Here is an 11,941-nt window from a genome sequence, read left to right as displayed (position 1 = left end):
CGCTCAGGCCGACAGCTCGCGCTCCAGCGGCGTCCGGAACCGCGGCGTCACCCTGACCTCCCCCAGCCAGCCCGCCAACCGCTCCGCCTGCGCCGCGACGGCCGCGACCGCCCCCGCCCCCACGTCCTCGAACAGCCGCCACACCACCTCGCCGTCCGCCCGCTGCGCCCAGCCGCCGACCACCCGGCCGCACCACCACACCGTCGGCCCCGCGTTCCCCGCCCGGTCGAACAGCGCCGGCACGTCCTCCGGCCGCAGGTACCAACCCCGGCCCCGCCAGCCCATCACCGCCGGATCCAGCGCCGGCAGCAGCGCCGCCCACGGCTCCGGCTCCGCCACCGCCCCCTCGTCCCCCGGCAGCACCAGACCCACCGCGCCGCCCTCCAGCGCGACCTCCACCGCCTCCAGGTCGGCCAGCGCCCGACGCACCTCCCCCAGCGTCCAGCCCGTCCACCACTTCACGTCCTCGACGGTGCCCGGCCCGTACGCCGCCAGCCAGCGCCGCACCACCTCCGCCTTCGCCTCCCGCACCGGCACCTCCGGCCAGGGCGCCACCGGCGCCCACGGGTAGCTGCTGCTCAGCCACGACCCGCGCGGCCGGCACCGGCGCACGTGCCCGTCCGAGGCCAGCAGCCGCAGCAGCCGGCTCCCCACGCTCTGCTTCGCCTCGTACGGCTTGCCCACCGCCATCAGCATCGTCTCGCGCAGCGCCGGCACGTCCGCGCCCAGCTCGGCCGTGGTCGCCTCGCCGCGCACCGCCAGCGCCTCCAGCACCGCCCGCTCGGTCCGCGCCAGCCGGGCCTCGCTCCACCCCTCGGCGAACTCCCCGAGGTGCTTCAGCAGGGTCGCCCGCTCCTTGGCCGCGATCTGCCGCGCCGCCGCCGCGCTCACGTACGGCGCGAACTCCTCGGTCACCGCGAAGAGCGTCCGCCGCATCGACAGCAGCTTCACCAGCGAGACGTCGTCGTACAGCGCCCGCTCCACCGCGGCCGCCGACGGCTCGCGCAGCCGCGCGCACGCCGACAGGTACACCGTCGCGGCATCGGTGGCGTGCAGCCCGACGACCGCGTCGGCCACCTCCTCCACCCGCGCCGCCCGCCCCTCGGGCGCCAGCAGCAACCGCCGCCCCAGCCGCGCCCGCCGCTGCCCGTCGCCGACCGGACCCGCTCCGTTGATCGCCATGGGCGGATCCTAGGGCTCGTCTTCACACCCCCGCCTGCCGGATGCCGCCGGAGACGTCCGGAGACGCCGGTGGGCCGCCGCGCCCTCGGCACGGCGGCCCACCCGGGCCCCACGGTTACAGGTACAGCCCGGTCGACCCCTCGGTGTCGCCGAAGCGCATCGCCGCGACGGCGTGCAGGTCACGCTCGCGCAGGAGGACGTAGGTGGCGCCGCGGACCTCGACCTCCAGCTTGTCCTCGGGGTCGTACAGCACCCGGTCGCCGGGCTCGACGGAGCGCACGCTCTGGCCGACGGCGACCGCCTCCGCCCAGGCGCAGCGCTTGGAGATCTCCGCGGTCGCCGGGATCAGGATGCCGCCGGTGGAACGGCGCTCGCCCTCGCCGGCCTCGGTCTTCACCAGGACGCGGTCGTGCAGCATCTTGATCGGGAGCTTCTCGCCGAGCCGGTCGTGACGCGGCGCGTCGCCCTCGGCGGGGAGGGACTGCTGGGTCGGTTCGTCGTTCGTACTCACGACCCCGAAGGTACCGCTCCCAGGCGCGGCGCGTGCGGCCGCCCCGGCAGGCGAACGGCCCCGGGCCGGGCACCGGGTGCCCGGCCCGGGGAGGGCCGGGTGGCGGTCAGCCCTTGCGGCGCTTGCGCGCCGAGGCGACCAGCAGCACCAGGCCGACGCCGACCAGCGCGGCCGGGACGATCCGCTCCTTGCGCGGCTGCCCCTTCTCGTCCACGAACTGCGCCCGGGCCTGCTCGACCAGGCCGCTCGCGGCCACGTACGCCCGGCCGGCCTTCTCCTCGACGGCGGCCACGGCCTTCGCCTTGACCTGGGCGGAGATGGTGGTCGGGTGCACGCGCACGGCGAGCTCGTCCAGCGTCGCCGCCAGCTGGGTGCGGGTCCGGGAGATGTCCGCCTCGATCTGGGCGGTCGTCCGCGCCGACTTGTCCGTACTGCTCGCCTCGCCCACTCGGGCCACCCCATTCACTGATGTTCGTCCTGTGCGACTGACCCAGTGTGTCAGCTGCCACGTGGGGCCGCGCGGCCCCACCCACCATCGGAGGTAAGTTTGCCGTGGTACGACCGCCCGTCCAGCACCAGGAGAAACCCCGTGAGTGAGCGTCTCCAGCCCGGCGACACCGCGCCCGCCTTCACCCTGCCCGACGCCGACGGCAACGAGGTGTCCCTCGCCGGCCACCTCGGCCGCAAGGTGATCGTCTACTTCTACCCGGCCGCGCTCACCCCCGGCTGCACCAAGCAGGCCTGCGACTTCACCGACAACCTGGAGGTCTTCTCCGGGGCCGGCTACGACGTCATCGGCATCTCGCCGGACAAGCCGGAGAAGCTCGGCAGGTTCCGCGAGACCGAGAACCTCAAGGTCACCCTGCTCTCCGACCCGGAGAAGAAGGTGCTGGAGGCCTACGGGGCGTTCGGTGAGAAGAAGCTGTACGGCAAGACCGTCACCGGGGTGATCCGCTCCACCGTCGTCGTGGACGAGCAGGGCAAGGTCGAGCACGCGCTGTACAACGTCAAGGCGACCGGCCACGTGGCCAAGCTGCTGCGGGACCTCAAGGTCGCGACGGACTGACGCACCGTCCGGGCGCGGCGGCGGCGGGTGACGGTTCGTCACCGCCGTGTCCCGGTGCTGTCCGCGCTCTGCCCGGAACCTGTCGGCGGGGGCCCGGGACCCTCTAGCGTTCTGCTCACCGGGTGCCGGTCGCCCCGGGTTCCGTCCTTGTTCACAGGAGTAGAGCCGTGCAGAGTGCCAGATCCGTGTCCACCGCCCGTGTCGCCGTCGCCGGCGCGATCGTCGCGGCGCTCGCGCTGACCGCCTGCGGGCCGGAGAACGAGGACACCGCCGCACCGCCGACCACCCCCGCCGCGACCACCCCCGCCGCGACCGCGCCGGCCACCGCGTCCGCCCGACCGACCTCCGCCGCCCCGGCCGCGCCGACCTCCACCGCCCCGACCTCCGCCGCTCCGGCCGCCCCCACCTCCGCGGCCCCGGCCGGCAAGCGCCAGGTGGTCGAGGCGAGGACGGCCGGCGGGCTGGCGAAGACCATCGGCCAGGACGCGGTCTCCGACGTCGCCGTCGACCCGGGCGAGATGCGCGAGAACATGCACATGGTGCTCGCCAACTTCGACCGCCCCGGACAGACCTCCGGCCGCCGGATCCTGCTGATCGCCGTCGACAACATCCCCGAGGACCCGGCCAAGCGCCGCGAGCACCTCTGGCGCGGCATGATCGACTACGCCCTGCAGAACGGCTCCACCGGCGACCCGACCACCGCCACCCCGTTCCCGGCCGGCCCGCTCGGCGGCTCGCTGGAGTGCCTGAAGCTGCCGGAGGCGCCCACCACCGACGTCATCTGCGGCTGGTCCGACACCTCCACGGCCGGCGTCGCGCTGTTCCCGAAGACCACCCCGGCCGAGGCCGCCGCCCTGTTCACCAAGATGCGCGGCGACATCGAGAAGTAGACCCGGGCGGGCCCGGACACGAAGCAGCGGTGGCGGCGCACCCCCCGACCGGGTGCACCGCCACCGCCGTCTCTCACCTCAGGCGACCGCTGTCATCAGCAGGCGCCGAGGTCGCTCCAGACACCCCAGGCGCCGCTGGCGCTCGGGTCGTCGCCCTTGGTCCACCACTTGTTCTGGTAGTAGTGGCCCTTCCAGGAGACCTTGGTCGGGGTGGCGTAGGTGGTGCCCGCGTCCCAGCTCGGCGCACCCGCGCAACCGGCCGGCGTGGTCGGCGGCGTCGTGGGCGGCGTGGTCGGCGGAGTGGTGGGCGGGGTGGTGGGGGGCGTGGTCGGCGGCGTCGTGGGAGGCGTCGTCGGCGGGGTGGTCGGAGGCGTCGTGCCGCCGTCCACCGCACCGCGGGTCAGGTCGCCCTTGAGGCCGTACAGCGTGCCGCCCACGTTGACCGTCCAGTTGGACGGGGTGGACACCGGCAGGTAGTAGACGAAGTCCATGTCGATCGACGCGCCCGGCGCCAGCGACTGCCAGCCCGGCAGCTTCACCGAGACTCGGTTGTAGGTGCCCTTGAGGCCGCCCACGTTGCCGGTGCCGGGGTGGTCCTGCTTGATCACGGTGAGACCGAAGCCCGACTGGTCCTTGGCGTTGCCCGGGGCCGAGTTGCTGTAGTCGAACTGGAACTCGGTGCCGCCCGGCAGGGTCTGCGTCGAGTTGTTGACGATGTGGATCTTCGGGTTGATCGGGTAGTTCGAGTCACCCAGCGCGAAGTTGGTGAACGACACGTCGATCGGCAGGGTCTGCTGCGGCAGCGCGACCGTCGAGCGGATCGCGCCGTACGGCGAGGCCGCCTTGAACTTGTCGTACATCAGCGTGGTCAGCGTGTCACCGGGCACGTACTGGCCCTTGCCGCCGTTGGCGGTCGCGTCCCACTTGTAGTCGCCCGCGAGCTCCCAGATCATCGTGCCGCCGGCACCCTGGTTGACGATGTAGTCGGCCTTGGCGGCGATCGACTGCTCGTCCTCGGTGGACAGGTACACCTTCTTGGCGTCGTTCCACAGCCACGGCGCCACCAGGGTGGAGCTGTAGTTGCGCACGTAGCTGCCCTGCAGGGCGGTGTCGGTCACGCCGTACTTGGAGAGGTAGTCGGGCACGATGCCCTTCTCCAGGTTCTTGGCGTGCCACATCGGGTTCGACCCGGCCGGGGACTCCTTGCCCGCGTCGTCCTTGTCGTTCCAGATGTTGTCGATGCCGACCGCGCCGTCACCGCACGAGGTCAGGCCGGAGCCGACCGGGCAGGTGGTCGCCGCGGCGGTGCCCCAGAGGCCGTTGGTGCCGCCCTGGACGTTCTTGAAGCCGCGGGTGTAGTACGGCAGGCCGACGTTGATCCGGCCGGCCGGCATCGCGCCGCGGAAGTAGTGGTACGACCAGTCGGCGTTCAGGTAGCCGATGCCGCCGTACTGACCGGTGCCGTAGACGTTGGCCGCCGCCAGCTCGCCGTCCTTGCCGTCGTCGAACAGCGCCGCGTTCGGGCCGACGTACTTGTTCCAGGAGCCGTGCAGGTCGTACGACATGATGTCGACGTAGTCCAGGTACTGCGCGATCTGGAAGGTCTCCATGCCGCGCAGCAGGTAGCCGGACGAGGGGGCCGCGACCGAGAGCAGGTAGTGCTTGCCGTCGGCGGCGCCGGCCCGGTCCAGCTTCTCGCGCAGCGTCTTCATCAGCGCCGCGTAGCCCTTGGCCAGCGAGCCGCGCTTGCTGTTGGCGAGCTGCCAGTCCAGCGGGTTGCCCGCGTCCTTCATCGAGGTCGGGTACTCGTAGTCGACGTCGACGCCGTTGAAGCCGTACTTCTTGATGAAGTCGACGGCCGAGTTGGCGAAGGTGTCGATGCCCGCCTGGTTGACGCTGCCGTCGGGGTTGACGGTCATCGAGTAGAAGCCGCCGGAGTTGACGCGCTTGCCGTCGTCGCCGAAGTACCCGCCGGTCTCGGTCCAACCGCCCACCGAGATCATCGTCTTGACGTTCGGGTACTGCTTCTTGTACTTCGTCAGCAGGTTGAAGTGGCCCTTGTAGGGCAGCGACGGGTCGAGCTCGGCGCCGGGCACGCCCGGGAAGGACATCCCGGTGGCCGGGTTGTCCGGGTTGTCGGTGCCGACGGACAGCTTGTTGTCCGAACCGACGTGGGCGAACGCGTAGTTGAGGTGCGTGACCTTGTTCCACGGGATGTCGCTCACCAGGTACGGCTTGGTGCCGTCCTTGCCGGTGCGCCAGCTGGTGAAGTAGCCGATGATGCGGCGCTGGTGGTCCGCGCCCATCTTCTCGCGGCCGTTGGTGTCGTAGACGCTGCAGTACGGGACGTCGACGCCCGGGGTGGCGTAGAGGCCGTCGGGGCGACAGGCGGCATTGTCGACGGTGGCGGACGCCTGGGACGGCGCCGCGCCCAGCGTGGCCACCAGCAGGCCGGCCATCGCGGCAGCCGCCAGCGAGGCCAGGCCGGCGCGGGCCGCCGGGCTCGTGGAACGACGGGCAGCGGTGGGACGCCGCTCCGCCGAGGATCGGATCAACACTCGGTCCTCCGGGCAGAGTGTCGGCGCGTGCCTGTGGGGGAGCACGCACGTGGGGGAAACCAGATTGGCGCCGAAGCTATGTGGTCTGAACCACATAGGTCAATAGGTCTGTACCAATTGGTAATCAATTCCCCAACATCCCCGGTCGAACGGCCGATTGTCGACGGTCCCCGACACACCACCGGCCCCGGCCCCCCGTGCGGCCCTCCGCATGCCGACCATCTCGCCACCACCTCCCACCGCGCCGGCCGCGCCCCCGTGACCGAACGGCCCACCGATCGTTCACCTGTCCGGGGACGGGCGCGCACGAGCCCGGAGGGGGAGCCATGGCGGTCAGGTACACCCGCGAACTGCTGACGGCGGTCGCCGCGGAGTCGTCCAGCATCAACGACATGATGAGACGCCTGGGCGTGCCGATGGCGGGCGGCACCCACAGCTACCTGAGCAAGCGGTTGCGGTACTACGGCATCGACACCTCGCACTTCACCGGCGGCAGGCCCGCCTACGAACGCCGGCGCTACAGCCGGGAGCAGCTGGCCGAGGCCGCCGCGAGGACCACCGGGATCGGCCCGATGCTGCGCGAGCTGGGCGTCGTGCCGTACGACAGCGCCTACTCCTACATGAAGCGACGGCTGGCCGAGTTCGGCATCGACACCTCGCACTTCACCACCTCGCACGTCGCCGAGGAGGGTCCCGGCGACGAGGTGATCGCGGCCGTCCGCGAGCAGTCCAGCATCGCCGGGGTGATCCGCGCTCTCGGCCTCCGCGAGGGCGGCGGCGCCCGCAAGCTCGTCAAGGACGCCATAGCCCGCCACGGGCTGGACACCGGCCACTTCACCGGGTCGGCCCACAACCGGGGTGCGAGGACCGGCCCACGGGTCCGTCCGGACGAGCTCCTGGTGGCGCTGCCGCCCGGCAGTCACCGTGTTCCCGGCGACCGGCTCCGGGCGATGCTCGTCCACATCGGCACACCGGAGGTCTGTTCCGGCTGCGGCACCCCACCGCTCTGGCGCGGGCTTCCGCTGACGCTGGAGGTCGACCACGTCAACGGCGACTGGCTCGACAACCGGCGCGAGAACCTGCGGCTGCTCTGTCCGAACTGCCATGCCGTCACGCCGACGTACTGCGGGCGGAACCGCAGGGCTGTTATCGGCGAACCCGACAGCCGGTAGGCTTGTGCTGGCGTGCGCCCGTACCCCAGCTGGCTAGAGGGCTGCGACTTAGGATCGCAGTGTCGTGGGTTCGAGTCCCACCGGGCGTACCAAGCAGAGCGGCCCGCTTGCCTTCGGATCGAAGGCAAGCGGGCCGCTGCCCTTTCTGCGGTCCTCAGCCGAGGAGGGTCTTCACGACCGGGGCGAGGGCGCGGAAGGCCTGGCCGCGGTGGCTGATGGCGTTCTTCTCGGCGGGGGTGAGTTCGGCGCAGGTGCGGGATTCGCCGAGGGGCTGGAGGATCGGGTCGTAGCCGAAGCCGCCGGTGCCGGCGGGGGCGGTGCGCAGGGTGCCGAGGAGGCGGCCCTCGACGACGCGCTCGGTGCCGTCGGGGAGGGCGAGGGCGGCGGCGCAGAAGAAGTGGGCGCCGCGGTGCTCGGGGGCGATGTCGGAGAGCTGGGCGAGCAGCAGGTCGAGGTTGGCGCGGTCGTCGCCGTGCCGGCCGGACCAGCGGGCGGAGAAGATGCCGGGGGCGCCGTTCAGGACGTCCACGCACAGGCCGGAGTCGTCGGCGACGGCCGGCAGGCCGGTGGCGCGGGCCAGCGCGTGCGCCTTGAGCAGGGCGTTCTCGGCGAAGGTGACGCCGGTCTCGGGGACGTCGGGGATCTCCGGGTAGGCGTCGGCGCCGACCAGTTCGACGTCCAGGCCGGCGTCGCCGAGGATGTCGCGCAGTTCGGCGACCTTGTGCTGGTTACGGGTGGCGAGGATGAGTCGAGTGGTCATGAACCCACCCTAAACCGGACGGGAGGGATGATCTCGCGTCAGCTCACGCAGACCTTGGTGAGGTTCGAGGCGGCGTCGCCGAGCGGCTTGAAGTCCGGCACCTGCTTGTTGTTGATCGCCTGCTGGACCTTGTCGACCTGGGTGCCGAGGTCGGTGATGGCCTGGGCGACGTCGGTGTCCTCGGAGTTCTTGCCCAGCTGGTCGAGGTCGTTCTTCAGCTTCTGGATCGCCTGCCCGGCGGCCGCCGCGTCGTTGCTCGCGTTGCCGTAGGCGTCGCGGACCTCGTTGATGTCGTCGGCGATCTTGACGGTGGTGTTGCCGCAGTCGATGGCCTTCTGGGCGGCGGAGCAACTGACCGCGCTGAGCGGGAGGATGGCGATCAGGCCGGCCACGGCGAGCATGGTGGGGCGGGCGATGCTCTGGGGCATCCGGTCCTCCTGGGTGCGCGGGTATCCGGAAGGGAAGGACGCGCGCTGAGGGGTGCGCGGTTCCCGCAACGGGTGCTGCTGCGGGAACCGTACGGGCTCCGGACCCGGCGTGTACAGCGGCCGGGCCCGGAGCCCGGTGATTTCCGGAAACCCAAGCGGAGGCGTTGCCTCAGGGGGTAGGTGGCCCCGGAGGGTCAGGCCTCCAGCTCGCCCAGGACCTTGCGCTGGACCTCGTCGAGCTCGGCGCAGCCGAGGGTGCCGAGGTCGAGCAGGCGGTCGAGGAGCGCGCGGTCGAAGGGGGCGCCCTCGGCGGTGCCCTGGACCTCCACGAAGCGGCCGTCGGAGGTGCAGACGATGTTCATGTCGGTCTCGGCGCGGACGTCCTCCTCGTACTGGAGGTCGAGCATCGGGACGCCGTCGATGATGCCGACGCTGACGGCGCTGACGCCGCCGGTGATCGGCTTGCCCTTGGCGCGCAGCAGCTTGCGCTCGCGGGCCCAGGTGACGGCGTCGACGAGGGCGACGTAGGCGCCGGTGATGGCGGCGGTGCGGGTGCCGCCGTCGGCCTGGAGGACGTCGCAGTCGAGGACGATGGTGTTCTCGGCGAGGGCGCGGTGGTCGACCACGGCGCGCAGCGAGCGGCCGATGAGCCGGCTGATCTCGTGGGTGCGGCCGCCGAGGCGGCCCTTGACGGATTCGCGGTCGCCGCGGGTGTTGGTGGCGCGCGGGAGCATGGAGTACTCGGCGGTGACCCAGCCCTCGCCGCTGCCCTTGCGCCAGCGCGGGACGCCCTCGGTGACGCTGGCGGTGCACAGCACCTTGGTGTCGCCGTAGGAGATGAGGACGGAGCCTTCGGCGTGCTTGCTCCAGCCCCGTTCGATGGTGACGGGGCGGAGCTGGTCGGGGGTGCGGCCGTCGATGCGTGACATAGGCACCGAGCGTAGTCGGTTTCGGTGGGTGCTCCGGGTACGTTCCGAGGCGTCCCGGGACGTCCCGAGGCGTCCGGGTCTGCCCGGGAGGGCGGGCGGGGGTGCCCGGACGTGCCGCGGCCCGCCGGCCGGAGGGGCGGGCGGGCCGGGCGGAGTGAGCCTGGTGGGCTCAGCTCACATCATGTCCTCGATGTCGGCGGCGATCGGGTCGGCGTCGGTGCCGATGACGACCTGGATCGCGGTGCCCATCTTGACGACGCCGTGGGCGCCGGCGGCCTTGAGCGCGGCCTCGTTGACCAGGGAGGCGTCCTTGACCTCGGTGCGCAGGCGGGTGATGCAGCCCTCGACCTCTTCGATGTTGTCGATGCCGCCCAGACCGGCGACGATCTTCTCAGCCTTGCTGGCCATTGCTTTCTCCCTCTGTCGCGGCCCGTCGGCTGCTCTGCCGGGTGCCGTCTCCTGCGCGGTGACCTCGGTCACGGTGACGCGTGGTCAGTGGTCGGTCGTGCCGTGGCGTGCTGCGGAGCAGCGCGACCAGCATGACCCGAGCCGGACCGATATGCCACGTTAGTCCACTTTCGGCCCATTCCGGCGCGCAGACCCAGGACGGGCGTCCGAGGATGACGAACAGTGGGGCCGTCTCCCGGCGCGCGGCCTGCGTCCCAAAAGTGGTCTACACCAATATATGTGTACTCCGATGAACGCAGGAAGGGCCCCGGGTGTTCCCGGCCCCCGCCCGAGGCTCCCGGCGGGGGCCACCGGCCGGACACTGCACTCGGAGGGCGAAGGATGAGTTCGGCAGGCGCCACGGCACCGCGGACCACGTGGTGGCACACCTTCTACGGCGGCCTCCAGAAGATGGGCCGCTCGCTCCAGCTGCCGGTGGCGGTGCTCCCGGCCGCCGGCATCCTCAACCGGCTCGGGCAGGACGACGTCTTCGGCAAGGACGGCCTCGGCTGGGACAACGTCGCCAAGGTCTTCGCCGCGGCCGGCGGCGCGCTGCTGGACTCCTCGCTCGGCCTGCCGATGCTGTTCTGCATCGGCGTCGCGATCGGCATGGCGAAGAAGGCCGACGGCTCGACGGCGCTGGCCGCGGTGGTCGGCTTCCTCGTCTACTACAAGGTGCTGCACGCCTTCCCGGAGGACTGCAAGCCGCCGACGGTGCTGGTGAGCGACCAGTGCGTGGACTACACCTCGGCGAAGGCGGCGGCCGCGACGTACCAGAACCCGGGCGTGCTGGGCGGCATCCTGCTCGGCCTGATGTCGGCCTGGCTCTGGGTGCGCTTCCACCGCACCAAGCTGGTCGACTGGCTGGGCTTCTTCAACGGCCGCCGGCTGGTGCCGATGATCACCGCCCTGGTCGGCATGCTGCTCGCCGTCGTGGCGGTCTGGGTGTGGCCGCCGATCGGCCGCGGCCTCAACACGTTCAGCCAGAACCTCGCCGACCTGGGCGCGGGCGGCGCGGGCATCTTCGGCGTGTTCAACCGGGCCCTGCTGCTGATCGGCATGCACCAGTTGCTGAACACCTTCGTCTGGTTCCAGTTCGGCGAGTTCACCAAGCCCGACGGCACGGTCGTGCACGGCGACATTCCGCGGTTCCTGGGGGGCGACCCGACCGCCGGGCAGTTCCAGTCGGGCTTCTTCCCGATCATGATGTTCGCGCTGCCGGCCGCCGCGCTGGCCATCGCCCACGCGGCCAAGCCGCACCGCCGCAAGGAGATCTACGGCCTGATGCTCTCGGTCGGCCTGACCTCCTTCGTGACCGGTGTCACCGAGCCGATCGAGTACTCCTTCGCCTACATCGCCCCGGCGCTGTACGGCGTGCACGCGCTGCTGACCGGCGCCTCGATGGCCGTCACCTGGGGGCTGGGGGTGCACGACGGCTTCAGCTTCTCGGCCGGCCTGATCGACTACGTGATCAACTGGGGGCTGGCCACCAAGCCGTGGCTGATCATTCCGATCGGCCTCGGCTTCGCCGCCGTGTACTACGCGCTCTTCCGCTTCATCATCGTGAAATTCGACCTGAAAACTCCGGGGCGGGAGGACGAGAGCGAGGTCGAGGACGTGACCAAGGCATAAACCGAGCGTCACCGCGCGCGAATCCGAAAAGGCCCCCGGACCAACGGTCCGGGGGCCTTCGGCATATCCGGGCGGGCCTATGGCCCCGGCGCCGAGGCCGCCCCGCAGGGCGGCGCGGCCGCTCGGTGACCGGCCGGTGACCTGCCGTGGAGTCCTCGGCGGCGGCGGCTTTTTGTTGCGCAAATAGCCAAAATGCCAATCACGGCGGGTAATCAAGATCGTCGATCCGCAACTAGGTTTCGATTTCATAGCGCTTCCCATCTGCGGTGCTTTCGAGGGTTCCCCGACCCCTCCGCCCGTGCTACAAAACTGGTCTACACCACGTGTGGTGTAGACCAGTTCGCGGTTCGGCCCCCTGTGCACCTT

At 71.4% G+C, this 11,941-nt stretch carries 12 protein-coding genes and 1 tRNA gene; 5 read left to right on the top strand and 8 right to left on the bottom strand.

The features are described 5' to 3' along the window. Positions 1 to 3: 3 nt before the first annotated feature. The 3 genes from ACFVVL_RS17840 to ACFVVL_RS17830 all read right to left on the bottom strand — a co-directional run bounded on the left by ACFVVL_RS17840 (position 4) and on the right by ACFVVL_RS17830 (position 2,141). Entirely contained in the window at positions 4 to 1,182 is a 1,179-nt protein-coding gene (locus ACFVVL_RS17840; protein WP_387676115.1) for a winged helix DNA-binding domain-containing protein, read from the bottom strand. Between the two features lie 115 nt (positions 1,183 to 1,297). Next, entirely contained in the window at positions 1,298 to 1,600 is a 303-nt protein-coding gene (locus tag ACFVVL_RS17835) for a co-chaperone GroES (RefSeq protein WP_078881937.1), read from the bottom strand. Positions 1,601 to 1,799: 199 nt separating this feature from the next. Beyond that, positions 1,800 to 2,141, bottom strand: a complete 342-nt coding sequence (locus ACFVVL_RS17830) for a DUF3618 domain-containing protein (RefSeq protein WP_350544813.1) — start codon at positions 2,139 to 2,141, stop codon at positions 1,800 to 1,802. Positions 2,142 to 2,282: 141 nt separating this feature from the next. Between ACFVVL_RS17830 and bcp the strand changes: the two genes are divergently transcribed. Continuing rightward, complete coding sequence (gene bcp, locus ACFVVL_RS17825; RefSeq protein WP_380296970.1) at positions 2,283 to 2,759, top strand: thioredoxin-dependent thiol peroxidase; 477 nt, start codon at positions 2,283 to 2,285, stop codon at positions 2,757 to 2,759. A gap of 185 nt (positions 2,760 to 2,944) precedes the next feature. Next, positions 2,945 to 3,649: a hypothetical protein gene (locus tag ACFVVL_RS17820; protein ID WP_387676112.1), complete on the top strand. Its 705-nt coding sequence runs from the start codon at positions 2,945 to 2,947 to the stop codon at positions 3,647 to 3,649. Positions 3,650 to 3,744: 95 nt separating this feature from the next. On the opposite strand, the gene ACFVVL_RS17815 is transcribed toward ACFVVL_RS17820, so the two are convergent. Then, positions 3,745 to 6,108, bottom strand: coding sequence for a chitinase C-terminal domain-containing protein (locus tag ACFVVL_RS17815; RefSeq protein ID WP_380296978.1), 2,364 nt, complete (start codon positions 6,106 to 6,108; stop codon positions 3,745 to 3,747). Positions 6,109 to 6,533: 425 nt separating this feature from the next. Here ACFVVL_RS17815 and ACFVVL_RS17810 point away from each other — a divergent pair, with 425 nt between their 5' ends. Both ACFVVL_RS17810 and ACFVVL_RS17805 read left to right on the top strand, forming a co-directional pair. After that, positions 6,534 to 7,379, top strand: a complete 846-nt coding sequence (locus ACFVVL_RS17810) for an HNH endonuclease (protein WP_387676109.1) — start codon at positions 6,534 to 6,536, stop codon at positions 7,377 to 7,379. 14 nt (positions 7,380 to 7,393) lie between these two features. Next, positions 7,394 to 7,471: transfer RNA gene (locus tag ACFVVL_RS17805), tRNA-Leu, on the top strand. A 62-nt stretch (positions 7,472 to 7,533) separates the two neighbouring features. Here ACFVVL_RS17805 and rdgB read toward each other — a convergent pair. The 4 genes from rdgB to ACFVVL_RS17785 form a co-directional block, all read right to left on the bottom strand. Next, positions 7,534 to 8,139, bottom strand: coding sequence for an RdgB/HAM1 family non-canonical purine NTP pyrophosphatase (gene rdgB, locus ACFVVL_RS17800; RefSeq protein WP_380294241.1), 606 nt, complete (start codon positions 8,137 to 8,139; stop codon positions 7,534 to 7,536). 38 nt (positions 8,140 to 8,177) lie between these two features. Continuing rightward, positions 8,178 to 8,567, bottom strand: coding sequence for a hypothetical protein (locus tag ACFVVL_RS17795; protein WP_380294240.1), 390 nt, complete (start codon positions 8,565 to 8,567; stop codon positions 8,178 to 8,180). A gap of 194 nt (positions 8,568 to 8,761) precedes the next feature. Further along, a complete protein-coding gene (gene rph / locus ACFVVL_RS17790; RefSeq protein WP_380294239.1) occupies positions 8,762 to 9,496 on the bottom strand; it encodes a ribonuclease PH in 735 nt (244 codons plus the stop codon). A 174-nt stretch (positions 9,497 to 9,670) separates the two neighbouring features. After that, a complete protein-coding gene (locus tag ACFVVL_RS17785; RefSeq protein ID WP_063349220.1) occupies positions 9,671 to 9,904 on the bottom strand; it encodes a glucose PTS transporter subunit EIIB in 234 nt (77 codons plus the stop codon). A gap of 381 nt (positions 9,905 to 10,285) precedes the next feature. On the opposite strand from ACFVVL_RS17785, the gene ACFVVL_RS17780 reads away from it, so the two are divergent. Then, on the top strand, positions 10,286 to 11,575 hold the full coding sequence (locus ACFVVL_RS17780; protein WP_387676104.1) for a PTS transporter subunit EIIC: 1,290 nt from the start codon (positions 10,286 to 10,288) through the stop codon (positions 11,573 to 11,575). The last annotated feature ends 366 nt before the right edge of the window (positions 11,576 to 11,941 follow it).

It is taken from the genome of Kitasatospora sp. NPDC058115, from assembly GCF_042884635.1.
GTDB lineage: Bacteria > Actinomycetota > Actinomycetes > Streptomycetales > Streptomycetaceae > Kitasatospora.
This window is presented reverse-complemented; position numbering and strand designations above follow the sequence as displayed.